At 60.7% G+C, this 23,176-nt stretch carries 25 protein-coding genes; 12 read left to right on the top strand and 13 right to left on the bottom strand.

Annotated elements, in window-relative coordinates; translation table 11 throughout:
* The first annotated feature begins 13 nt into the window (after nucleotides 1-13).
* Nucleotides 14-2,026 (top strand): acetyl/propionyl/methylcrotonyl-CoA carboxylase subunit alpha, encoded by a 2,013-nt coding sequence (locus HYN24_RS14885; RefSeq protein WP_117609989.1) that lies wholly within the window; start codon nucleotides 14-16, stop codon nucleotides 2,024-2,026.
* A 60-nt stretch (nucleotides 2,027-2,086) separates the two neighbouring features.
* On the opposite strand, the gene HYN24_RS14880 is transcribed toward HYN24_RS14885, so the two are convergent.
* Complete coding sequence (locus HYN24_RS14880) at nucleotides 2,087-3,622, bottom strand: hypothetical protein (RefSeq protein WP_117609988.1); 1,536 nt, start codon at nucleotides 3,620-3,622, stop codon at nucleotides 2,087-2,089.
* A 29-nt stretch (nucleotides 3,623-3,651) separates the two neighbouring features.
* Here HYN24_RS14880 and HYN24_RS14875 point away from each other — a divergent pair, with 29 nt between their 5' ends.
* Nucleotides 3,652-3,912, top strand: coding sequence for a hypothetical protein (locus HYN24_RS14875; RefSeq protein ID WP_117609987.1), 261 nt, complete (start codon nucleotides 3,652-3,654; stop codon nucleotides 3,910-3,912).
* A gap of 4 nt (nucleotides 3,913-3,916) precedes the next feature.
* Here HYN24_RS14875 and napF read toward each other — a convergent pair whose 3' ends face one another.
* Genes napF through ccmA form a run of 10 tightly spaced genes read right to left on the bottom strand, consistent with a single transcriptional unit; the run spans nucleotide 3,917 to nucleotide 10,997 of the window.
* The gene (napF, locus tag HYN24_RS14870) at nucleotides 3,917-4,396 is read right to left on the bottom strand and encodes a ferredoxin-type protein NapF (RefSeq protein WP_117609986.1); all 480 of its coding nucleotides are present in this window, start codon (nucleotides 4,394-4,396) and stop codon (nucleotides 3,917-3,919) included.
* Nucleotides 4,397-4,406: 10 nt separating this feature from the next.
* Nucleotides 4,407-5,246, bottom strand: coding sequence for a c-type cytochrome biogenesis protein CcmI (ccmI, locus tag HYN24_RS14865; RefSeq protein ID WP_117609985.1), 840 nt, complete (start codon nucleotides 5,244-5,246; stop codon nucleotides 4,407-4,409).
* Entirely contained in the window at nucleotides 5,243-5,731 is a 489-nt protein-coding gene (locus HYN24_RS14860; protein WP_117609984.1) for a cytochrome c-type biogenesis protein, read from the bottom strand. Before HYN24_RS14860 ends, ccmI begins: the two co-directional genes overlap by 4 nt.
* Nucleotides 5,728-6,312, bottom strand: a complete 585-nt coding sequence (locus HYN24_RS14855; protein WP_117609983.1) for a DsbE family thiol:disulfide interchange protein — start codon at nucleotides 6,310-6,312, stop codon at nucleotides 5,728-5,730. The genes HYN24_RS14860 and HYN24_RS14855 overlap by 4 nt, the downstream gene beginning before the upstream one ends.
* Nucleotides 6,309-8,303, bottom strand: a complete 1,995-nt coding sequence (locus HYN24_RS14850) for a heme lyase CcmF/NrfE family subunit (protein WP_117609982.1) — start codon at nucleotides 8,301-8,303, stop codon at nucleotides 6,309-6,311. The genes HYN24_RS14855 and HYN24_RS14850 overlap by 4 nt, the downstream gene beginning before the upstream one ends.
* 2 nt (nucleotides 8,304-8,305) lie before the next feature.
* Complete coding sequence (ccmE, locus tag HYN24_RS14845) at nucleotides 8,306-8,770, bottom strand: cytochrome c maturation protein CcmE (RefSeq protein WP_117609981.1); 465 nt, start codon at nucleotides 8,768-8,770, stop codon at nucleotides 8,306-8,308.
* Complete coding sequence (ccmD, locus tag HYN24_RS14840) at nucleotides 8,767-8,955, bottom strand: heme exporter protein CcmD (protein ID WP_117609980.1); 189 nt, start codon at nucleotides 8,953-8,955, stop codon at nucleotides 8,767-8,769. Before ccmD ends, ccmE begins: the two co-directional genes overlap by 4 nt.
* Complete coding sequence (gene ccmC, locus HYN24_RS14835; RefSeq protein ID WP_117609979.1) at nucleotides 8,952-9,710, bottom strand: heme ABC transporter permease CcmC; 759 nt, start codon at nucleotides 9,708-9,710, stop codon at nucleotides 8,952-8,954. Before ccmC ends, ccmD begins: the two co-directional genes overlap by 4 nt.
* A complete protein-coding gene (ccmB, locus tag HYN24_RS14830; RefSeq protein WP_117609978.1) occupies nucleotides 9,707-10,375 on the bottom strand; it encodes a heme exporter protein CcmB in 669 nt (222 codons plus the stop codon). The genes ccmC and ccmB overlap by 4 nt, the downstream gene beginning before the upstream one ends.
* Before the next feature lie 13 nt (nucleotides 10,376-10,388).
* Nucleotides 10,389-10,997, bottom strand: a complete 609-nt coding sequence (gene ccmA / locus HYN24_RS14825) for a cytochrome c biogenesis heme-transporting ATPase CcmA (protein ID WP_117609977.1) — start codon at nucleotides 10,995-10,997, stop codon at nucleotides 10,389-10,391.
* Nucleotides 10,998-11,212: 215 nt separating this feature from the next.
* Here ccmA and hypA point away from each other — a divergent pair, with 215 nt between their 5' ends.
* From hypA to hypE, 7 genes are read left to right on the top strand one after another with little or no spacing between them, the layout of a single operon-like run.
* Complete coding sequence (hypA, locus tag HYN24_RS14820) at nucleotides 11,213-11,554, top strand: hydrogenase maturation nickel metallochaperone HypA (protein ID WP_117609976.1); 342 nt, start codon at nucleotides 11,213-11,215, stop codon at nucleotides 11,552-11,554.
* Between the two features lie 31 nt (nucleotides 11,555-11,585).
* The gene (gene hypB, locus HYN24_RS14815; RefSeq protein WP_117609975.1) at nucleotides 11,586-12,605 is read left to right on the top strand and encodes a hydrogenase nickel incorporation protein HypB; all 1,020 of its coding nucleotides are present in this window, start codon (nucleotides 11,586-11,588) and stop codon (nucleotides 12,603-12,605) included.
* A 7-nt stretch (nucleotides 12,606-12,612) separates the two neighbouring features.
* A complete protein-coding gene (hypF, locus tag HYN24_RS14810) occupies nucleotides 12,613-14,949 on the top strand; it encodes a carbamoyltransferase HypF (protein ID WP_117609974.1) in 2,337 nt (778 codons plus the stop codon).
* Nucleotides 14,946-15,431 carry a [NiFe]-hydrogenase assembly chaperone HybE gene (gene hybE, locus HYN24_RS14805; protein ID WP_117609973.1) on the top strand — a complete coding sequence of 162 codons (486 nt, stop codon included), beginning with the start codon at nucleotides 14,946-14,948 and terminating at the stop codon, nucleotides 15,429-15,431. The genes hypF and hybE overlap by 4 nt, the downstream gene beginning before the upstream one ends.
* A gap of 29 nt (nucleotides 15,432-15,460) precedes the next feature.
* Nucleotides 15,461-15,706: a HypC/HybG/HupF family hydrogenase formation chaperone gene (locus HYN24_RS14800; protein ID WP_117609972.1), complete on the top strand. Its 246-nt coding sequence runs from the start codon at nucleotides 15,461-15,463 to the stop codon at nucleotides 15,704-15,706.
* Nucleotides 15,706-16,830, top strand: coding sequence for a hydrogenase formation protein HypD (gene hypD, locus HYN24_RS14795; RefSeq protein WP_117609971.1), 1,125 nt, complete (start codon nucleotides 15,706-15,708; stop codon nucleotides 16,828-16,830). The genes HYN24_RS14800 and hypD overlap by 1 nt, the downstream gene beginning before the upstream one ends.
* Nucleotides 16,823-17,875 (top strand): hydrogenase expression/formation protein HypE, encoded by a 1,053-nt coding sequence (hypE, locus tag HYN24_RS14790; protein WP_117609970.1) that lies wholly within the window; start codon nucleotides 16,823-16,825, stop codon nucleotides 17,873-17,875. Before hypD ends, hypE begins: the two co-directional genes overlap by 8 nt.
* Nucleotides 17,876-17,882: 7 nt before the next feature.
* Here hypE and HYN24_RS14785 read toward each other — a convergent pair whose 3' ends face one another.
* Entirely contained in the window at nucleotides 17,883-18,089 is a 207-nt protein-coding gene (locus HYN24_RS14785; protein WP_162888756.1) for a hypothetical protein, read from the bottom strand.
* A 159-nt stretch (nucleotides 18,090-18,248) separates the two neighbouring features.
* Here HYN24_RS14785 and HYN24_RS14780 point away from each other — a divergent pair, with 159 nt between their 5' ends.
* Entirely contained in the window at nucleotides 18,249-19,937 is a 1,689-nt protein-coding gene (locus tag HYN24_RS14780) for a hydrogenase maturation protein (protein WP_117609968.1), read from the top strand.
* Nucleotides 19,934-21,106 (top strand): Na+/H+ antiporter NhaA, encoded by a 1,173-nt coding sequence (nhaA, locus tag HYN24_RS14775; RefSeq protein WP_117609967.1) that lies wholly within the window; start codon nucleotides 19,934-19,936, stop codon nucleotides 21,104-21,106. The genes HYN24_RS14780 and nhaA overlap by 4 nt, the downstream gene beginning before the upstream one ends.
* A gap of 17 nt (nucleotides 21,107-21,123) precedes the next feature.
* Here the strand turns inward: nhaA and HYN24_RS14770 are convergent, their stop codons facing one another.
* On the bottom strand, nucleotides 21,124-22,089 hold the full coding sequence (locus tag HYN24_RS14770; protein ID WP_117609966.1) for an AAA family ATPase: 966 nt from the start codon (nucleotides 22,087-22,089) through the stop codon (nucleotides 21,124-21,126).
* Nucleotides 22,090-22,300: 211 nt separating this feature from the next.
* Here HYN24_RS14770 and HYN24_RS14765 point away from each other — a divergent pair, with 211 nt between their 5' ends.
* Nucleotides 22,301-23,110 carry a nickel transporter gene (locus HYN24_RS14765; protein WP_117610409.1) on the top strand — a complete coding sequence of 270 codons (810 nt, stop codon included), beginning with the start codon at nucleotides 22,301-22,303 and terminating at the stop codon, nucleotides 23,108-23,110.
* The last annotated feature ends 66 nt before the right edge of the window (nucleotides 23,111-23,176 follow it).

Genomic DNA, 23,176 nt, shown 5'->3' with positions numbered 1-23,176 from the left:
GAGAAAAAGGAATATGTTCACTAAGATTCTGATCGCAAACCGCGGCGAAATTGCCTGCCGCGTCATCAAAACCGCCCGCAAGATGGGCATCAAGACCGTCGCCGTCTATTCCGAAGCCGACAAGGATGCGCTGCACGTCGACCTGGCCGACGAAGCCGTCTGTATCGGCCCGGCTGCCTCGAAAGAGTCGTATCTGGTCATGGACAAGATCATCGCTGCCTGCAAGCAGACCGGTGCTCAGGCTGTCCATCCGGGTTACGGCTTCCTCTCCGAAAACGCCACGTTCTCGCGTCGTCTGGAAGAAGAAGGCATCAAGTTCATTGGCCCGAAGCACTACTCGGTAGCCAAGATGGGCGACAAGATCGAGTCCAAGAAGCTCGCCATTGCCGCCAACGTGAATACCATTCCGGGTTACAACGATGCCATCGCCGGTCCTGACGAAGCCGTCAAGATCGCTCAGGGCATCGGCTACCCGGTCATGATCAAGGCCTCGGCCGGCGGCGGCGGCAAGGGGCTGCGTGTTGCCTACAACGATGCTGAAGCGCATGAAGGTTTTTCGTCCTGCGTCAACGAAGCCCGCAACTCTTTCGGTGACGACCGCGTCTTCATCGAAAAGTACGTGCTCGAACCGCGCCATATCGAAATCCAGGTGTTGGGCGACTCACACGGCAACTACGTGTACCTGAACGAGCGTGACTGCTCGATCCAGCGTCGTCACCAGAAGGTCATCGAAGAGGCACCGAGCCCCTTCGTCGATGCGGCGATGCGCAAAGCCATGGGAGAGCAGGCTGTGGCCCTGGCCCGTGCGGTGGACTACGAGTCGGCCGGTACGGTCGAATTCGTCGTTTCCGGTGCGACCAAGGAGTTCTACTTCCTGGAAATGAACACCCGTCTGCAGGTCGAGCACCCGGTCACCGAGTTGATCACCGGTCTCGACCTCGTCGAGCAGATGATCCGTGTTGCCTACGGCGAGAAGCTGCCGCTGAGCCAGGCCGACGTCACCATCGACGGTTGGGCCATGGAGTGCCGTATCAACGCCGAAGACCCGTTCCGTGGCTTCCTGCCCTCAACCGGTCGTCTGGTCAAGTTCCAGCCGCCGAAGGAAACCAGCGATGCCAACGGTACGACCCGTGTCGATACCGGTGTCTATGACGGCGGCGAGATCTCGATGTTCTACGATTCGATGATTGCCAAGCTGATTGTGCATGGCAAGGATCGCAGCACGGCGATTTCCCGCATGCGCGATGCGCTCAATGCCTTCGTGATTCGCGGTATTTCCTCGAACATTCCGTTCCAGGCCGCGCTGATGCAGCACCCGGTGTTCCATTCCGGCATCTTCGACACCGGCTTCATCCCCAAGCACTATCCGACGGGCTTTGATGCCTCGATGGTGCCGCACGATGATCCGGCCCTGCTGGTTTCTGTTGCTGCTTACGTCTATCGTGCCTTTACTGACCGTTCTGCCTCCATTTCCGGTCAGTTGCAGGGCCACGAGCGCCTGGTCAGCAACAACTGGATGGTGGTTCGTCTCGATGCTGCTGGCAATCAGCATCATCCGGTGACGGCCCGTCTGGTCGATGGTGGCTACGACATCGAGTACAACGGCAAGCACTACGAACTGCGCTCCTCCTGGAAACTGGGTGAGTCGCTGTTTGTCGGTACCTGCAACGGTCAGGAATTCACGCTGCAAGTCGAGCGTCACAAAACCAAGTACAGCCTGTTCCACTGGGGCACCCGTGCTGATTTCATGGTGATGAGCGCCCGTGCTGCAGAACTGCTGTCGCTGATGCCCGAGAAGCAGGCTCCCGACCTCTCGAAGTTCCTGATCTCCCCGATGCCGGGCCTGTTGCGCGAAGTCGCCGTGCAGGTTGGCCAGGAAGTGAAGGCTGGCGAGAAGTTGGCGGTCATCGAAGCCATGAAGATGGAAAACATCCTCAAGGCCGATCAGGACTGCAAGGTGAAGAAGATTTCGGCCGCTTCCGGCGAGAGCCTGACGGTCGATCAGATCATCATCGAATTCGAGTAATCAGGCTAACGGCCGGCTTTGCCGGCCTGGTGCGAAAAGCCCGCCATCCGGCGGGCTTTTTCATTGCTTGGTGACGGCGTAGCGAACGAAGTCGACACCCCGTTCCAGTACTTCTGTCGGCAAAAGGTGGCTGACCGACGTGCCTTCCAGAGTGATGCCGGTATCGAGGCGGATACCGGCAATGGTCGGCACGATCAGTGAGCAGTGCTCACCATCATGGAGTAGGAAGACGGGAATTACCGGTAGTGTCTGACCAGGGGCTGCCGGGCGTGACAGGCGGCCGGGCTCGACGCGTTCTTCATACCAGTCGATCTGCGCGGCCAGCGCGTCGCCGGGAATGGAGTGCAGACCCTTGAGTACCCCCAGGCGTGGCTGGTCGAGGTGGACTGAAGCGATTATCCCGGGCGACTGGCGCCGTGCCCCCTGCTGCTCATTCTGGCGAACCGCGCGGCCATCGACCAGCACCCAGTTTTCACTCGGTACGTTGAGTTTCTTGACGGCGGTCGGCAGGGTCGACACGCGATCAAAACCAAACAGCGCCGTGCGCTGATGGGCCAGGGAGGCACTGCCGCTATTGATCGCGCCGCTTGGGCTGGGCATATCGCCGGTAAAGGTGGCATAGGCATAGTCCGGGCCGAAGGTCAGCTCGATTTCGCCAATTTCCGTGCTGCACCACTTGCCTTGCGATTCGATGCTCGATTTGATACCGCGTAGCAGCCGTATATTGGCAGCTGGGGACAATTCGCGGCCGAGTTTCAACGACTCTGGCGACTCTCCATCCTGCAATGCGGCGATGCGCTGGTCGATCTTGCGGGTGATCTTGCGGAGGTCGAACCAGTGCGGGATCCCTTCCGGCAAAGTGGCACCAAACAGCGGCCTGAGGTCGACCGCGTGCCCCCTTGGTTCGTTGTCCGGAGACGACTGGAACCCGGCCAGTTCGCGCCAGCGGCTGAGGGCACGGTTGGCAACGGTGAGTTGAGCCGCCGACAGGCGATAGGGGTTGATCAGCCGGAGCATGAAGGCCCAGGACAGATGGCCGGCGATAGTCGTATCGACGAGATGGGGAAAATCAGGGTCGGCCAGAGGCTGGCGCAGAATGCCACTGCTTTCCGCCTGATCGAGTATGCCGAAAATCAATTGCACGAGGATGGCTGGACATTCCTGGGCGGCCAGGAAGTGGCAATAGTCGGTCATGCGGACCGCACAGGCCGCCCGGTGCAAAAGGGTTGTCTTTTCCACCGAACCAAAATGCGGGGCCAGGCGCAGGTAGGCGGTTGCCAGGCGCAGCCACAGACGCTGGGCCGTTTCGAACGAACGCTGGTCGTCCTCAAGCATGGGCAGTGCCTTGCGCACGTAGCGGGGCTCGATGGCATCCTGGGCGGGTACGGCAGCCGTCCGCAAGATATTGAGAAGCTCGACGGCGAGCGGTGGGGGCAGGGACGATGCTTCGATCGCCTCAATCTGCAGACAAATGGCTGCCAGCATGTGCATTGGCTGGACCTGTGGCTGGCCAGCCAGCCAGGTCTTGGCCGAGGCGATATCGGAAAATGCCGGGGTGATATTCTTGCGCGGTTCGGGTAGCGTTAGCCAGTGCATGGGCACACCTTCTGGAGTATGCTGAGACGATGAGTGGATTTGAACATTATGACCGTGAATTGCAGGATCTTGATAGTGAGATCCACCGATATGCTGCCGTCTGTGGCGTAAATATCGCCAACCGTCATGAGGTTGAGGCGTGCCTGCGCAATCATCATGAGGGATGGGCCGCCGACAAGGCGCGGGAATCGCTGGAGGGTTTGCTGATTCTGCGCATCAAGCTGGAAACCGAGATGATCTCCCTGGGCTTTTCACCGCCACCCTTGGTGCCGCCATCGTCGGGGCTATGAAGCGCTAGCGAATGCTGATGGTGACGACCGGGCAGGCCGCAACGCAGGCACCGCAGCCGGTGCATTTTTCCGGATCAATGTCAGGGAGCGGGCTTCCACCCAACCGGGGGGCAAACCGGATTGCCCTGGCGTCACAGAAGTCGCTGCAGACGCGACATTCAACGCCTTGGTGCGGCAGGCAGTCTTCACCTATGGCAGCCTTGTAGGTCCAGGCGGACTGTTCCGTGTCTGGCCGAAGCAGGGCCTTGGGCTGACAGGCGCTGACGCAATCGCTGCAAAAGGTACATTCGCCAAGTTTGAAGTCAATGGTCGGATAGCCGCCATCGCCAACAATCAGGATTTTTTGTGGGCAGGCTGTCAGGCAATCGCTGCAACGCGTGCAACGGTCAATGAAGGCATCTTCCGGCAGAGCCCAAGGCGGGCGAAGTTCAACCCTGGGGCGTGGCCGGCCGCGAAAAAATCCGCGCCGGGCGAGGTCGACCATCTTTGGCTGCCTACTTCCCTGCCCTCATCTTCTCGATGCCACCACGGACCATCTGTTCGACTTCCGAGCCCGGTTCGAGTTGGGGCAGGAGGGGCTCCCAGTACGCCAGGCCCTTCTTGTTGTTGCCAGCTTCCATGGCGGCGGCGCCGGCCAGGAAAAGACTGTGCGCATGATTGGGATCGACCTTGAGCGCTTTTTCGACCAGTTGTACGGCCTTGCCGGTGATGCCGCGGCCATTGGCCATGGCGATGGTTTCGGCGTAGCTGGCGAGTTGGTCGGGTTCGTTGTTGATGGCTGACTCAGCGTTAGCGAAGGCTTGTACGGCTTCGTCGTAACGCCCCATCGACTTGTAGGAGCGGGCCAGCATCAGCCAGCCCTGGGGATTGTCGGGGTTGGCCTTGAGCTTGGCGGCTAGGGCGCTGACCATTTCGTTGATTTTTTCCGGTGTCATCTGCTGCGGCGCCGCAGTTTGCATCGGGTCGAGTGCCTTGGGATTGCCCAGCAAGCCGTAGCCGAGCAGACCGCAAACGGGCAGCAGGACCATCAGGGCGACGGCCGTCTTGCGGCTCGGGCCATGCCGGATCGGGGTGGCCCCTTCGGTGGCTGGGTCGACCTCTTCCAGCAGGCGGCGTTGCAATTCCTGTCGGGCCTGGTCGAAATCAGCTTCGGCCAGAGAGCCTTCGGCTTTTTCACGGGCCAGTTCAGCCAGCTGATCGCGGAAGATGCCAACGTTGGTTTCCTTGCGGTCGGCTTTGTCTTGGGGGTTGCGCAGTCCGAGCCAGAGGGGCGGCAGGATAAAGGCTGAGGCCACCACGATAAGCAGGGTGGCAAAGATGGCGAACTGGTTCATTTCGGATCGATTTCCTTGAGCAGCGCGTCGGCTCGGCTGGACTCGTCAGCCGACAGCGGCTGATCTTCGGCGTTGATGCGCAGGGTGCGGCGGCGCAGGTAGCGTTGCAGGGCGAACAGGCCAAGCAGCATGAGAGCGACCGGGCCACCCCAAAGGAGGAGTGTGATGCCCTTGACGGGCGGCCGGTAGAGGACGAAGTCGCCGTAACGGACGACCATGAAGTCGACAATTTCCTTGTCCGATTTGCCATCCTTGATCATAGCCCGAACTTCGCGGCGCAGATCCTGCGCCAGTTCGGCGTTGGAGTCGGCGATGGTCTGGTTCTGGCAGACCAGGCAACGCAGTTCCTCGGAAAGTTTCTGCAGGCGCTTTTCAGCCACCGGGTCGGCGGCCGTTGCCGCCTCGTTGGCCGCCGAGGCATAGCTAGCGGTCGAGGCAAAAAATGAGGAGACCAGGAAAGCTGCAATAAGGAGACGGCGCATCATTTATTCAACTCGGCCAGCAGCGGCAGGATTTTCTTGCTCAGCACATCCGGCGAGATCGGGCCGGTGTGTTTCATGCGGATGATCCCGGCCTTGTCGATGACGTAGGTTTCCGGCACGCCATAAACGCCATAATCGATGCCGACGCGGCCATCGATGTCCATCACGGTCAGCGTATAGGGGTTACCGTGCTGGGCCAGCCACATGTTGGCACGCTGGAAGGCGAGCTTCTTCTCTTCATCGGCCGGCATCTTGCTCATGTCGAAGGCGCCATCGCCGCGCACTTCCTTGTAGTTCAGGCCGACCAGCGGTACGTCGGCTTTCTTCGAAAATTCGACCAGGACCGGGTGTTCCTGGCGGCAGGAGACGCACCAGGAGGACCAGACGTTGAACAGCCATACCTTGCCCTGCATGTCCTTGGGGCCGAGCATCTTTTCGGGCGTGGCGAGGACGTTCAGATTGAAGGCCGGGGCCGGCTTGCCGATCAACGGCGATGGAACATCGCGGGGGTTGAGATTAAGCCCGATGGCGAGTAGTGCGACGAGCGCGGCGAAAGCGCCGAGTACCCAGTAATAACGGTTCATGCTTGTTGTGTTCCAGCAGGGATTTTGACGGAGGCAGCGGCACGGGATTTGGCGCGATAGCGGCGATCAAGCAGGGCGAACAGGCCACCCAGTGCCATCAGGAAGGCACCGCCCCAGATCCAGTCGACAAAGGGCTTGTAATAGACGCGGACGGCCCATTCGGCCTCGGGTCGATCGCGGTCAATGGGTTCGCCGAGCGAGACGTAAACGTCACGCATGAAGCCGGCATCGATGGCGGCTTCGGTCATCGGCATGCCGGAAGAGGCGTAGTTACGTTTCTCCGGATTCATTTTGCGCATGAACTTGCCGTCGACGGTCAGATCGAAGTCACCCTGCGCCGCTGTGTAGTTCGGCCCCTGGACGGTTTTGACGCCATTGAAGGTAAAGCTGTAGCCGGCAACCTTGGTCGTTTCGCCCGGTGCCATCTTGATGTCCTTCTCGTCCTGGAAGCTGTTGACCATGGTGACGCCAACGACAAAAACAGCAATGCCGAAATGTGCAACGCACATGCCGACAAAACTGCGTGGCTGGCTCAACGCAGCGCTCAGGAAAGGTCGGCCGGCACGCGTGTGCTGGACCCGTTCAATGTAGGTGATCAGGGTGCTGAAGGCGACCCAGGCGGCAAGCAGGATGCCGAGGGCGGTCATGGCGCTCCACTGGCCATAGACAAGTGGCAGCGCAATGGCGACGACGGCGGCCGCCACCATGGCCCAGCGCACGGTACGGGCTATTTCCGGCAGGCTGGCATCTTTCCAGCGGGCGAAAGGGGCAACCGCCATGAGGAAGAGCACCGGGGCCATGACCGGGACGAAGACCGCATTGAAGTACGGTGGTCCGACCGAAATCTTGCCAACACCCAGCGCATCGATGAGTAGCGGGTAAAGCGTGCCGAGCAGCACGGTGGCGCAGGCGACGACGAGCAGAACGTTGTTGGTGAGCAGCAGCGATTCCCGCGATACCAGCCCGAAACGACCGCCCAGCCCGACCTTGGGGGCGCGCCAGGCAAACAAAGCGAGCGAGGTGCCGATGACGGCGACCAGGAAGACCAGGATGAAAATGCCGCGCCGCGGATCGGTGGCAAAGGCATGGACCGATGTCAGCACGCCCGAGCGAACCAGGAAGGTCCCGAGCAGTGACAGCGAGAAGGCGGAAATGGCGAGCAGTACTGTCCAGTTCTTGAAACTGCCACGCTTTTCGGTGACGGCCAGCGAGTGGATCAGTGCCGTGCCAACCAGCCAGGGCATGAACGAAGCGTTTTCGACCGGATCCCAGAACCACCAGCCACCCCAGCCCAGTTCGTAATAGGCCCACCACGAGCCGAGGGCGATACCAAGGGTCAGGAAGCACCAGGCGGCCATCGTCCACGGGCGCGACCAGCGCGCCCAGGCGGCGTCAAGCTGGCCGGAAAGCAGTGCCGCGACGGCGAAGGCGTAGGCCACCGAGAAGCCGACGTAGCCCATGTAGAGCATGGGCGGGTGAATGACCAGGCCGAAGTCCTGCAGCAGGGGATTGAGGTCGCGCCCTTCGGCCGCGGCTGGCAGCAGGCGCTCGAAGGGGTTGGAGGTGATCAGGATAAAGAGCATGAAGCCGAAGGCGACCAGGCCCAGGGTGCCGAGGACGCGGGCGACCATGGTCTCGGGCAGTTGCTTCGACAGCATGGCGACGCCAAAGGCCCACCAGGTCAGGAAGAGCATCCAAAGAAGCAGGGAGCCTTCGTGGCCACCCCAGGTCGCAGCGACGCGGTATTGAATGGGCAGCAGCGAATTGGAGTGCTGGGCGACGTAGACCACCGAGAAATCGTTGGTAACGAAAGACTGCACCAGGCAGGCAAACGAGATGGTGAGCAACAGTGCCATCGCCGATGCTGCCGGTCGGGCAATGGCTACCCAGGCCATCCGGTTCTGGTGAGCGCCGAGCAGCGGCAGCGTGCCGAGAATCAGGGCAACCAGGGCAGCGAGGATCAGGGCGAAATGGCCAAGTTCGGGAATCATCTTCAGTAGCTCGCTTTCGGTTTTTCGGCACCGGCAGCTCGGGCTGCCTGTGCATCGCCTACGGCCTTGGCGGCCTCCGGTGGCATGTAGTTTTCGTCGTGCTTGGCCAATACTTCACTGGCGCCAAAAGTGCCGTCGGCGTTCATCTTGCCCTGGGCGACGACGCCTTTACCTTCCTTGAAGAGGTCAGGCAGGATGCCTTTGTAATGCACCGTCATGTCGTTGGTCGTATCGGTAACGACGAAGGCGATGGTGACGCCGTCGGCCTGCCGCTGCAGGCTACCCTCTTTGACCAGGCCGCCGATACGGAAGGCCTTGCCCTGGGGCGCCCGGCCTTCGGTGACGTCGGTCGGCGAAATATAGAGGGCAATATTGCTGTTCAGGGCGTTGAGGACCAGGGCGGCGATGATGCCGATGATGGCCAACGCGCCGCCGATCAGGGCGAGTTTCTTGTGACGGGATTTCATTCAGCAGTGTTCCTTGTTTCGGCGCGCAACTGGCGCTTGAGGCGAGCAATGGTGGTCTTTCGATTGCGTGCGACGACAATCGGTTCAATCGCCATGATCAATACGGTCGTACCGAAAGAACTCCAGACGTAAAAACCGTAGCCGCCCATGGCGATAAAGTCGGAAAAACTGTTCCAGTGGATCATTTCTCATCTCCTGCCATGTTGCCCAGCAGTTCTCCTTTGGCCCAATCGGTATGGCACTCGCGTTCAAGCATGATGGTGCGCGCCCGCATCAGCGCGACAGCAATCGAATACATCCAGAAGCACATGGCCATGAGCAGCATGCCCCAGAGCATGGTGGTGGCCATCGATGACTTGGCAAGGTTGACACTGGACCCCTGGTGCAGCGTGTTCCACCACTTCACCGAGAAATAGATGATCGGAATATTGACGACGCCGACCAGCAGCAACAGGCCGCCCGCCTTGTCGGCGCGGCGCGGGTCATCGATGGCGGCAGTCAGTGCCATGTAACCGATGTAGAGGAAGAGGAGAATCAGTTCCGAGGTCAGGCGGGCATCCCAGACCCACCAGGCACCCCACATCGGCTTGCCCCAGAGGGCGCCGGTAAGCAGCGAGAGGAAGGCCATGAGGGCGCCGGTGGGGGCCAGAGCCTGCGCCATCATGCCCGACAGCCGGGTGTTGAAGGCGAGCCCGATGGCGGCCCAACCGGCCATGACGAGGTAGATGAACATCGACATCCAGGAGGCCGGGACGTGGATGAAAATGATCCGGTAGCCCTCGCCCTGCTGGAAGTCGGTTGGCGCGACGAGCATGCCGAGCCACAGGCCGGCCAGTCCGAAGACGACCGAAACAGCGGCGAAGTAGGGAATCAGCAGGCCGGCCAGCGGGTAGAACGTAGCTGGCGAGGCAAAGCGGTAGAGATTGAAGCGATCTTTCATTCGAGGGCAATCTTCAAGGCAGCGGCCGAGGCCCAGGGGGCAAAGCCAAGTGAGGCAAAAGTAAGTGCAGCAAGCAATGACAGGTGACCTTCTCCCCCGAGTCCGGTTACCGTCGCATCAACTGCGCCAGCGCCGAATATTAACACCGGGATGTAGAGCGGCAGAACGAGTAATGACAGGAGCACGCCGCCGCCGCGCAGGCCAAGGGTCAGCGCGGCGCCGATCGCGCCGATGCCGGAGAGGGCCGGGGTGCCGATCAGGATGGCGAAGGTGAGCACGAGCAGGGCGTCGTTCGACAGGTCGAACTGGATGCCGAGTACGGGTGCAATCAGCGCCAGAGGCAGGCCGGATACCAGCCAGTGAGCGATCACTTTCCCGGTAACGACCAGTCCCAGAGGATGGGGGGCCAGCGCCAGTTGTTCCAGTGTGCCATCGCGATGATCGTCGGCAAACAGGCGGGGTAGCGACAGCATGGTGGCCAGCAGCGCGGCAACCCACAGCACGCCAGGGGCCAGCTTGCGCAGAAGGTCGGGTTCCGGTCCGACGCCGAGTGGGAAGAGGCTGACCACGATGACGAAGAAGAACAGCGCCGAGACGATGTCCGCCTGCCGCCGCATGGCCAGTTTGAGATCGCGGGCAATGACCGCCGTCATGATTTTGATCATCAGCGCATCACCCTTAGCCGATTCGCAATTCGCGCACGGTGCCGGCCGGGATGTTGACCAGCTGGTGGGTCGTCATGACGGCCAGGCCGCCGCGTTGCAGGTGGCCGGAAATGATCCCGGCCAGCCAGTCGACTGCGGCGACGTCGAGAGCGACGAAGGGTTCATCGAGAATCCACAGAGGGCGTTTTTCCTTGACCAGCCGGGCCAGCGCGACGCGGCGCTTCTGGCCTTGCGAGAGGTATTTGCAGGCGAGGTCCTCGCGGCCGGCCAGCCCAACCTGTTCGAGCGCGTCGATGGCGTCGTCTTCGGTCAGATCTTCATCGGCCAGATGGGCTGCAGCGAGGAGGTTCTCCAGTGGCGTCAGTTCTTCCTTGATGGCATTGAGGTGGCCGAGGTAACAGAGATCTGCCCGGAACTCGTCGGACTTGATCGACTGCCCATGCCAGCGAATTTCGCCGGCTTCTGGCGGCAACAGGCCGATCAGCATGCGCAGCAGGCTGGTTTTTCCGGCGCCGTTCTTGCCTTGCAGGTAAAGCAGTTCGCCTGCCTCCAGCCGAAAGCCGAGGCCTGCGAACAGGCGGCGCTCGCCGCGCACGCATTCCAGATTGTCAGCTTCAAGCATGGGGAAAAACCGAAATAAATCAGCGCTAAATTATGAACGCGCAAGTTTAACGGCAGATTAACGGGAATCAAATAAATGCCGGCAAGAAAAAGCACCTTGATGTTGAATTCCGGGTGTGAATTCAGGGATTCTTTGCCGGTCTGACAGCCGGTGGCGGCTCAATCAGGCGATACTGACGCTTGATTCAAGTGTGCCCTATGTTGTGGAGTGTCAGGATGCATGAAATGTCGCTGGCTGAAGGCGTGCTGCAACTGGTGGAAGATGCCGCCAGGCGCGAAAACGCCCGTCGGGTCAAGCTGGTCGTGCTGGAAATCGGCCGCATGTCGTCGGTAGAGCCGGAGGCCCTGAAATTCTGTTTCGAGGCGGTAACGAATGGCAGCCTGGCGCAAGGGGCGGCGCTCGAAATAATCAATGTGCCGGGTGCTGGTTGGTGCATGCTGTGTGCGGAAACCGTGCCGATGCAGGAGCTTTATGGGGCGTGCCCGAGATGTGGCAGTTATCAGGTGCAGGCAACCAGCGGCACGGAAATGCGGGTCAAGGAAATCGAAATCGAGTAATTGGCAGCTAGTTCGAAGAGGAGGCAAGGCGATGTGTACAGTTTGTGGCTGCGGTGCCGGCGAAACGAAGATCGAAGGGGGGCATGAACACACCCATGTCCACGCGGATGGCACGGTGCATACCCATAGTCATGACCATGCCGCTGACGGTCATGCGCATGACCATGATGACGCGCCGGTGCCTGCCCATTCACACCATCATCACCACGGTGATGGCAGCGCCCACAGCCACGGAGAGCATCATCACCATGAGCACGCCGTATCCGGCGATCTCGATTACGGCATCGGGCCGGCCCGTGCCCATGTGCCGGGAATGAGTCAGGCCCGCATGGTGCAGGTCGAACAGGACATCCTGTCCAAGAACAACACCTATGCCGCAGCTAATCGCCAGTACTTCGACGATCGCGGTATCTTTGCGCTCAACCTCGTTTCCAGTCCCGGTTCCGGGAAGACCGCGCTGCTCGTCAAGACCATCGAGTTGTTGAAAGGCAAGCTCGCTATTTGTGTCGTCGAGGGCGATCAGCAGACCTCGAACGACGCCGAACGCATCCGTGCCACCGGCGTGCCGGCGTTGCAGATCAATACCGGTAAGGGCTGCCATCTCGATGGCCACATGGTCGGCCATGCCATGCAACGACTACAGCCGGCCGACGAGTCGCTGTTCCTCATCGAGAACGTTGGCAATCTTGTCTGCCCGGCGGCGTTCGACCTCGGCGAGCATCACAAGGTGGCAATCCTGTCGGTCACCGAGGGCGAGGACAAGCCGCTCAAGTACCCGGACATGTTTGCCGCGGCCGATGTCATGCTGCTCAACAAGTGTGACCTGCTGCCCTATCTTGAGTTCGATGCCGACCTGGCGGAAGCCAATGCCCGCCGGGTCAATCCCGACCTGACCATCTTCCGCGTCTCGGCATCGAGTGGCGATGGCCTGAGCGCCTGGCTCGACTGGATTCAATCCGGACTTGATGCCCAGCGCGGCAAACGCTCCGAGTCGGTCGATGCCCTGAAGCGTCGTGTTGCCGAGCTGGAACGCCAGTTGGCGGCAAAGTAGTCGGCCGATGAGCGGGCGGCTGCTCCGCATTCGCGGCCTGGTTCAGGGCGTCGGCTTTCGTCCCTACGTCTGGCGTCTGGCCAGCGAACTGGACCTCCGTGGCTGGGTGCGTAACGATGGTGCAGGTGTGCTGGCTGCCGTCAGTGGCCCGAATTGGCAGGAATTCATCCGCCGCCTGCCGCTGGAGCTGCCGCGACTGGCTCGTATCGATAGCATCGAAGACGAGGTGCAGGAAGTCACTGGTGACAGTTTTGTCATCCTCGATAGCGCGGATGGCGACATCCAAACGGCCATCGGCCCGGATGCTGCCGTCTGCCCCGACTGCATCGCCGATATTTGTGATCCGGACAGCCGGCGCTGGCGTTATGCCTTCACCACCTGCACCCATTGTGGGCCGCGTTATACGGTCAGTCAGCGCATTCCCTATGATCGGGCGCAAACGAGTCTCGCGCCTTTTTCGCTTTGTCTGTCGTGTGGCAACGAGTATCGGGCGCCAGCCGACCGGCGGTTTCATGCTGAAACCACCTGTTGTCGGGATTGTGGGCCACAACTGAGCCTGCTGTCGGGAGATGGTCAGCCGCTGCCGGGAGATCCCGTCGCTGCAACGCTGGCCCTGCTGCGCCGTGGCAAGATTGTCGCCATCAAGGGGCTGGGCGGCTTCCATCTCGCCTGTGATGCGCGCAACGCTTCGGCTGTGGCAACGTTGCGCGAACGCAAGCAGCGCGAGGCCAAGCCCTTCGCGGTGATGGCCCTGAACGCTTCCTCTCTGTCCGACTATGCGCAGATTGGGGTGGAAGAACTGGCCCTGTTGTGTAGCGTTGCTGGCCCCATCGTGCTTTGCCCCAAGGGGGCGAGCGAACTCAGGGGTATTGCTCCCGGCCTCGCCTGGCTTGGGATCATGCTGCCAACGACCCCATTGCACCTGCTGCTCTGGCATGAGGCGGCGGGACGTCCAAGCGGTATCGACTGGCTGAACTTGGCAAGTGACCTTCTGCTGGTCATGACCAGTGCAAACCCGCAGGGCGAGCCGCTGGTCGTTGACAACGATGAAGCATTGACCCGCCTGTCCGGCATCGCTGATGCCTTCCTGATGCACGACCGAGATATCGTCATTCGGTGTGACGATTCGGTGGTGCGTGCCGGCCCGGCCTTCATTCGTCGGGCCCGTGGTTATGTGCCGGTCCCGATTGCGTTGGCCGATAATGGCCCGGCGGTGCTGGCGCTGGGGGGCTATCTGAAGAATACGGTATGCCTCATGAAGGGCCGTCAGGCCTTTCTGTCACAACATGTGGGCAGTCTGGACAATGTCGCGGCCGTCACCTTTCTTGAGGAAACGGTGCATCACCTGATCGGCATTCTCGATGTCCGTCCAGAACTGATCGTGCATGATTTGCACCCCGATTTTCCGTCCACCCATCTCGCTGGTCGTCTGGCCGAAAAGTTTGCCATTCCGGCTCTGGCGGTTGGTCATCATCATGCGCATATTGCTGCTATCTGTGCCGAACAGGGTGTCAATGAGCCGATAATCGGTCTGGCGCTCGATGGGGTCGGCCTTGGTCCGGATGGCGCTGCCTGGGGCGGGGAAATGCTCGGTATCGATGGCGCCAATTGCCAGCGCCTTGGTCACCTCGGCCCGCTGGCCATGCCGGGCGGGGACCGGGCGGCCAAAGAGCCGTGGCGCATGGCGGTCGCTGCCCTGCATGGCGCCGGTTTCGGGTATCGCGTCGGCGGCTGGATCAAGCAGTATTACCCCGCGCGCGACCCCGGCCCCTTGCTTACCATGCTGGCGCGCCAGTTGCGCTGTCCGCCGACGACCAGTCTGGGGCGCTGGTTCGATGCGGCGGCTGGTTTGCTCGGCGTGCGCGACCTCATGCAATACGAAGGTCAGGCCGCCATGGAGCTTGAGGGGCTGGCCGCCCGGCATGGACCGGTCGAGCCGTTGCCTGGCGGCTATGCCTTGCTGGAGGGCGGGGCAGTTCTCGATTTGTCGCCCATGTTGCCGGCCCTGATGGGGTGCAAGGACGATGCGGCCCTGGGGGCGGCGCTCTTTCATGCCACGGTTGCTGCTGGACTGTCCGAATGGGTGGCGGCGGCAGCCTGCCGGGCAGCGATGCAATCGGTCGTCGTGGGTGGCGGCTGCGCCTGCAACGCCATCCTCATGGCCGCCCTGCGTCAGCATCTGGCGGTGGCCGGAATCGGGCTGCTTGAGGCACGCCAAGCGCCGCCCAACGATGGTGGACTGGCTCTCGGCCAGGCCTGGGTGGCCCGCCGTATGGAACTTGCCGGTCATTTGGCAAGCGGCGAAAATCAGCCGGGCGTACTTTTAGAAAAGGAAGTGTCTTGAGCGAAATATCGACACCTACAGACTGGCCGAGCGACCCGGCATCGGTCCTGCTGCAGCGTGCGCCGGCCATGGCTGAAGGTTTGCCGGTCAATCCGGCGCTGGCGGTTGAACTTGCCTGGTGTTTGCGCGAGCGTGGCGACTGGCTGGCTGCCGTCATTTCGCCGGGTTTCATCCGGGTGTTTCTGCTGCCCGGTGGGGGTGAGTTATGGGGGCATATTCCCCTCGGGCAACGACGTTATCTGGCACTGGGCGATGTGGACTGGCGCTTTTCGGCGGCGCACGATGCCGTGCTGGGCGATTGTCAGTATGTCGATCTGGTCGATGCCGTTGCCACGGTGAGCGGTATGGTGGAAGCCCGTCATCTGGCCAATGACGCCCGTCGGGCTCTCGGCTTGGTGGGTCCGGCTGGTCCGTCGCCGGAGGAGGCTGCCCCGCCGGTCAGCCGGCGCGGTTTTCTGCGCGCCCTGACCGGTCGGCGTTGAACGGAATTTTGAGCAATTGAGGAGCAGTCATGTGTCTGGCAATCCCTGCGCAAGTCGTTGAACTGCGCGATGGCGACATGGCACTGGTCGATCTGGCCGGCGTCAAGAAGGAGATATCGCTGGCCCTGGTCGACGGCGTGGTGGTGGGCGATTACGTCATTGTCCATGTCGGCTATGCGCTTAACCGGCTTGATCCCGACGAGGCCGAGAAGACGCTGAAACTGTTTGCTGAAATGGGTGAACTTGGACCCGGTGAAGACCCGACTCTCCACTGATGAGGTACATCGACGAATTTCGCGACGGGGAACTTGCCAAGGGCTTGGCCGAGGCCATCCGTCGAGAGGCAAACCCGGCCCGTAACTACCATTTCATGGAGTTTTGCGGCGGCCATACCCACGCCATTTCGCGCTATGGCGTATCCGACCTGCTACCAGCCAATGTCAGGATGATCCACGGCCCCGGCTGCCCGGTCTGTGTGCTGCCGATTGGGCGAATTGATCAGGCCATCCGTCTGGCGCTCGAGGCGGGTGTGATGCTCTGTACCTACGGTGACTGCCTACGCGTGCCGGCTTCCGAGGGGTTGTCTTTACTCAAGGCGAAGGCCCGCGGCGGCGACGTGCAGATGGTGTATTCGAGCGCCGATGCGGTGGCGCTGGCACAGAAAAATCCTGATCGGCAAGTGGTGTTCTTTGCCATCGGCTTCGAAACGACGACGCCGCCAACGGCAGTCGCCATCAAGCAGGCCGTTGCGCTAGGCCTCAAGAATTTTTCGGTACTGTGTTGCCACGTGCTGACGCCGTCGGCGATTGCAAGCATCCTTGAGTCGCCGGAAGTGCGTCAGTGGGGAACCGTGACGCTCGATGCCTTTATCGGCCCGGCTCACGTGTCGACGATCATCGGCAGTCGTCCCTACGAATTCTTCGCCGAGGAGTACCGCAAGCCGGTGGTCATCGCCGGTTTTGAGCCGCTTGATGTCATGCTGGCGATCAGGATGCTGATCCGTCAGGTCAATGAAGGCCGGGCTGAAGTCGAAAACGAATTCTCGCGGGCAGTCGACCGGGATGGGAACAAGAAGGCGCAGCAATTGGTGGCTGAGGTGTTTGAAATGCGGAAACAGTTCGAATGGCGCGGTTTGCATGTTCTGCCCTACTCGGCCTTGCGCATTCGCAGTCAGTTCGCCGAATTTGACGCAGAAAGGCGCTTTTCGGTTGGCTATATCTCGGTGGCTGACCACAAGGCTTGCGAATGTGGCGCCATCCTGCGCGGCGTCAAGCGTCCGCAGGACTGCAAGATTTTCGGCTCGGTCTGTACCCCGGAAAATCCGGTCGGTTCCTGCATGGTCAGTTCCGAAGGCGCTTGCGCCGCTCACTACACTTATGGACGCTACAAGGATGTCTGACGCTCGCAAAGCCTACGTGCGGCCACTTGATATCAAGCACGGTCAGGTCGATATGGCGCATGGCGCCGGTGGCCGCGCCATGGCCCAATTGATCGAGGAATTGTTCGCCAGATACCTTGGCAATGAATACCTCGCCCAAGGTGACGATGGGGCGCTGCTGCCCCATCCTGGTGCCGGCCGCTTGGTCATGGCCACCGACTCGCACGTTGTCTCGCCATTGTTTTTTCCGGGGGGCGATATCGGTTGTCTGTCGGTGCATGGCACGATCAACGATGTGGCTGTGATGGGGGCGAAGCCACTCTATCTTTCTGCTGGCTTTATCATCGAAGAGGGTTTTAAACTCGCCGATCTTGCCCGTATCGTGCAAAGCATGGCTGAGGCGGCAAGGGCCGCCGGGGTGCCGGTTGTGACCGGGGATACCAAGGTGGTTGAGCGCGGCAAGGGTGACGGGGTATTTATCACGACGACCGGCATTGGTGTCGTGGCGCCGGGGCGCGAATTGTCGGGGCGGGGTGCCCGGCCGGGTGATGTGATCCTGGTTTCCGGGACTTTGGGTGATCATGGTATGGCCATCATGGCCGAGCGAGAGAGTCTTGGCTTCGAGTCCCCCATCGTTTCCGACACCGCTGCCTTGCATGGCCTGATCGAGGCGATGCGGCAGAGCGGGGCCGACATTCATGTCCTTCGCGATCCGACGCGGGGCGGTCTGGCCACCACCCTGAATGAAATCGCCGGCCAGTCTGCTGTCGGCATGATGCTTCATGAAAAGGCATTGCCGATTTCCCTGGCGGTCAATGCAGCCTGTGAATTTCTCGGATTGGACCCGCTTTATGTCGCCAATGAAGGGAAACTGGTGGCGATCTGCGCCGAACATGATGCGGAAAAGCTGTTGCAAGCGATGCGCGCCCATCCCCTGGGTGTGGCCGCAGCAATCATTGGTACGGTGCATGCAGACGAACATCATTTCGTTCAGATGATCACGGGCTTTGGCGGCAAACGCATTGTCGACTGGCTGAGCGGCGAACAATTGCCGCGGATTTGCTGAGCCCCGCTCAGTGGCGCTGGGCGATCACTACGGATTGCACCTTGCCGACTTCGGCCATGACCAGTTCGCGTGCGTCATCCAGATCATCGGCGTACCGGATGTAGAAAATCTCGCTTCGGCCATCGAGGTGGCGGACGGCGGCGATGTACTCGGGGCGGGGCTCGCGGCTAGCCTGATGATTCCGAGGCTTGCCACGCTTTCCTTCTCTGTGCACTGTCATTCTCCAAGTAGGTGCCCGATGCTAACTAAAGTCATATATCGTATAAAGCTTGCGAATGGCTCTGATAAACCTGGAAAGTTTCGAAATCTCATCCAAACCATTGTTCCACATCGAAAAATGGCATTGGCATAAATTGGTAAAGAAGTGTAGGTTATGAGAATTCTCCTGCTCACCCACAGCTTCAACGGCCTGACCCAGCGTCTCTATGCTGAATTGGCGTCGCGCCGCCACGACCTCAGTATCGAGTTTGATATTGCCGATTCTGTGACTGAAGAAGCGGTGGCCTTGTTTCGTCCTGATCTGATCATTGCGCCGTTTCTCAAGCGGGCCATTTCCGAGTCGATCTGGTCGCGCTATTGCTGCCTGATCGTTCATCCAGGTCCGGCGGGTGATCGCGGGCCGTCAGCGCTCGACTGGGCAGTCCAGCAAGGTGTCCGGCAATGGGGGGTCACGGTATTGCAGGCCGAGGCCGAGATGGATGCCGGGCCGGTGTGGGCTTCGGCGTTGTTCCCGATGCGGACGGGCCGGAAGTCGTCAATCTATCGTCATGAAATTACCGAAATGGCCGTCCAAGCCGTGCTTTCTGCCGTTGAGCGCAAATTGCGGGCATATTACCTCCCGAAGCGTGTGCCGGAAGAAGCCCATGGCCTGATTGGGCAGGCTGATCGCGCCATCGATTGGCAGCACGAAAGCAGTGCCGCCATTCTGGCCAAATTGCATGCGGCGGATGGCTTTCCCGGCGTCGCCGACAGGCTGTTCGGGCAGCCTTGTCACCTCTTTGACGCCTGGCCGGAAGCTACGCTGAAAGGTCCGCCGGGATGTTTGCTGGGGCGCCGTGAAACGGCTATCTGCCGGGCGACCGTTGATGGTGCCGTATGGCTTGGTCACATCAAGCCGGCCGGCGGCATCAAGCTACCGGCGACGCTGGCTATGCCTGATGCGGAAAAATTGCCCGAGTTGCCGCTAGCCGGCCTGTGGAAATCACCGACGCCGACCTGGCAGGACATCAGCTACGAAGAGGCCGATTGGAATGGAAACGCTGTCGGATTCCTCAGCTTTGAGTTCTACAACGGGGCCATGAGCACGTCACAGTGTCGGCGTCTGACCGAGGCTTTCCGCTGGGCGAGCAGCCGGCCAACACGCGTCATCGTGCTGCGTGGGGGCAGCGATTTCTGGTCGAACGGCATCCATCTCAACACCATCGAGGCGGCTGAAAGTCCACCCGACGAGTCGTGGGCCAACATCAATGCCATCGATGATCTGGCGGAGGCTATTTTGTGCTGCGAAACCCAGTTGACCGTGGCTGCAGTGGGCGGCAATGCCGGCGCAGGCGGGTGTTTCCTGGCCCGCGCTGCCGATTTTGTCTGGGTCCGCGATGGGGTGATGCTCAATCCGCACTACAAAAACATGGGCAACCTGTATGGTTCAGAGTTCTGGACTTACCTCCTGCCACCGCGCGTCGGCGAGGAAGGCGCCCGGGCCATCATGCGCCACCGCTTGCCGATGACCGCGCCGGAAGCGGTAAGGCTGGGCTTCTACGACGCCTGCCTGCCGGGTCACGGTTTTGCCATTGATGTGGCGCGCCGGGCGGCTGAACTTGCGGCAGCCAGTGATTTCACCCAACAGCTCGCGGCCAAACAGGCAAGGCGGCAAGGCGACGAGGCGGCCAAACCACTGGCCGACTACCGTGCTGAAGAGTTGAACGAAATGCGCCGCAATTTCTACGGCTTTGACCCCTCGTACCATGTCGCACGCTATCATTTCGTCTCCCGTTCGGCGCACTCGTGGACACCCCGTCACCTTGCCCGGCATCGCGACCTAGACTGGAAAGTGCCGGCATGACCAGCCATCAGATAAGACTTTCAAATACGTTCAATCGTTTTTTTGAGTCGGAAAAATCGAGCGGGATCGTCCTGATTGTCTGTACCGCTCTCTCATTGATCGTGGCCAATTCAGCGCTGGGGCCGGCGTATCTGGATTTCTGGCACAGCCGTGTTCTCGGGCTGAGTCTTGAACACTGGGCCAACGATGCGCTGATGGCGGTCTTTTTCCTGTTCGTCGGGCTTGAACTGGAGCGCGAACTGTATGTTGGCGAGTTGTCCAATTTCAGGAATGCCTTGCTCCCTATCGTTGCTGCCATCGGCGGTATTGTCGTGCCGGCAGGGATTCATTTCGCCCTGAATGCCGATACGCCGACCCAGGCCGGGGCGGGAATCCCGATGGCCACCGACATTGCCTTTGCGCTCGGCGTACTGGCTTTGCTGGGCAGTCGGGTACCTGTCTCACTCAAGGTTTTCCTGACGGCGCTGGCGGTTATGGACGATCTGGGCGCGATTGTCGTCATCGCGGTTTTCTATACCGCACAGTTCTCCCCAGGCTTCCTGATGGCAGCGCTGGCTGTTTTTGCCCTGCTCGTCGTACTCAATCGCCTGCGTGTCATGTCCTTGATCCCCTTTCTGCTGGGCGGGGCGCTGATGTGGTTCCTGATGCTGAAATCCGGCGTACACGCGACGATCGCCGGAGTCTTGCTGGCCTTTGCCATCCCGTTTTCAGGGCGAGCCGAGGATGATTCCTCGCCGTCGCATCGACTGGAGCATGGCTTGCACCGGCCGGTGGCTTTTTTCGTGTTGCCCGTTTTTGCGCTGGCCAATACCGGCATCGTCGTCGCCAGCGGCTGGGAGCAGGAACTCCTGGCCAGCAATAGTGCCGGCATTATCGGCGGGCTGCTGGTCGGCAAACCACTTGGCATCGTTCTGGCATGCCTGCTCGCTGTTAACTTGGGCCTCTGTCGTATGCCGGGCGATCTGCGCTGGTCTCACATCATCGGTGCCGGCCTGTTGGGCGGCATTGGCTTCACCATGTCGATCTTTATTGCCAACCTGGCTTTCGCCGGTAGCGCGAACCTCGTCAATGCCTCAAAAATGGCTATCCTGCTCGCCTCGCTGGCGGCCGGTGGGCTTGGCTATCTCTGGCTTAAGTATTCCGGACGGGTGCCGGAATCGTCAGATTAGCCGGGAATGCAGACTGTTCAGAACCCGATTTTCCGGCTCCGGCCCATCCGGGTTTGCTCGAAGTCACGGCCTTCCAGCCAGTTACGGCCTTCCAGTTTGGCGGTGCCAAAGGCGGCTAACAGGCGTTTGCGCATGTCGCGGGGGGGCATGGAGCCGAGGCGCTCGAGCACCGCTTCGTCGGCTTCCTGCGGGAACCCCCAGTCGTGCTGGCTGACGATGTCCCGATACAGTGCAGCAGCGATGCTGATAGCGGCATCGTGGTCGGGGCGCGGCACTTCGTAGACGTTCATGCGGTTGAGGATCGGTTCGGGAATCGATCGTTCATCGTTGGCGGTCGTTACCCACAGGATGTGTGAGGCATCGATATCGATATCGATGAACTCGTCCTTAAAGGAACGTGCCGTGTCTTTTTCAAGCAGTCCGTAGAGGGCACCCATCGGGTCGTAGCGTGCATCACCGCCGGCCTTGTCGACTTCGTCGAGCACCACAATGGGGTTGGCGTAGTCGCCATGCACCAAAGTGTGCGCCACTTTGCCCGGCTTGGCGTTGTTCCACTGTGACGAGGCGCCGGATAGCACCCAGCCGGCGGTGAGCGAACTCATCGAGATGAATTCATGGCCGGTGCCGAGGCGGGCGGCCAATTCGCGCGCGAAATGGGTTTTGCCGATACCCGGCTCGCCAAGCAACAGGATAGGCGTAAAGCTCATTGGCTCGTTGCCGGCGACCGACAGCGCGACGTATTTCTTCAGATCGTCGATGACATCGCTGAAATTGGGGCAACTGTCGTAGAGATCATCGATCATGTCGGCGCCCGTCGGGCGGATCAGGAAGCGACCGCCGCCCCGCTGCTTCATCTTGTCGTAGAGGCAGGCCAGGGCTTCGTTGCGATTGCCGTTGGCTTCTTCCATGGCGCGGTCGATGGCGGCCACGTCGTAGATGGTGCGTTCCTCCGCGACGGCGAGTCGGATGTCGGTGTGGGCCATGATGAATCCTCCTTGTGCTGCATAAGTTCTATAACGGAACCCGGGGGGCAAAGGTTGAACGATCAACTGCTCGTTTATCCAAGCATTTCCCGTTCCTGCTTTTTCGATGGGCTTTGACAGCGTTCATTTGACCTGGGCTGAAAAGAAGCAACGGCGCATTGATCAGCCGGCACCTTTGTATCAAGATGGCTGTAATTTCCGACTTGAACCCATGGAAACCCTCCCCGCCGACTGGCTCTCCTTGATGATCCTGACCTTCGTGCTTGGCATGAAGCACGGCTTTGATGCCGATCATCTGGCGACTATCGATGGATTGACACGCTACAACGCCCGGTCCCGTCCGGACATGGCGCGCTATTGCGGCACCCTGTTCTCGCTCGGTCACGGCACCGTTGTCATGGCCATTGCGCTGGGCGTTTCAGCGCTGGCCGGGCGGTGGGTGGTGCCGGAATGGTTTGGTACCTTGGGGGCGGTCATTTCGATTGCCTTTCTGATTGCCTTGGGTAGCCTCAATCTGGCTGCCGTGCTTGCCGCAAAGTCGCATGAAATGGTCCAGCCGGTCGGCCTCAAGGGGCGCCTTCTGGGTAGTCTGCGTAACGTTTCGCATCCGGCGCTGATCGCGCTGGTTGGTGCCCTGTTTGCACTTTCCTTCGATACGCTCACGCAGGCTGCCTTCTTTGCCCTTGCGGCGACACAGTTCGGTGGCTGGGGGCACGCGCTGGTGCTTGCCCTGCTCTTCATGCTAGGCATGATGCTGACTGATGGTGCGAACGGCTTGTGGATCGCTCGCCTGATTGCCCGGGCTGATCAGGTGGCGCTGATTGCGTCCCGGGTCATGGGGCTGGTCGTTGCCGGCATCAGTCTGCTGGTGGCCGCTTTTGGCGCGGCGAAAATGCTTTTGCCGGCAGTTGATGCGTGGAGCGAGGGCAGGGAGCTGATGTTTGGCGCTTTGCTGGTGTCGATTATCGCGCTCAGCTATTTCGTTGCCCTGCGCCTCAGGCGGCAGCCGGCTGCCGCCTGAGGCGTCCTTCAAAGCAGCGAAAAGTCACGGATTCTGTCCCGTAATTATGAATTACACTTCCAGCGG

Source organism: Dechloromonas sp. HYN0024, from assembly GCF_003441615.1.
Taxonomy (GTDB): domain Bacteria; phylum Pseudomonadota; class Gammaproteobacteria; order Burkholderiales; family Rhodocyclaceae; genus Azonexus.
The sequence above is the reverse complement of the archived record's forward strand: the minus strand, read 5'-3'. Positions and strand labels throughout refer to the sequence as shown.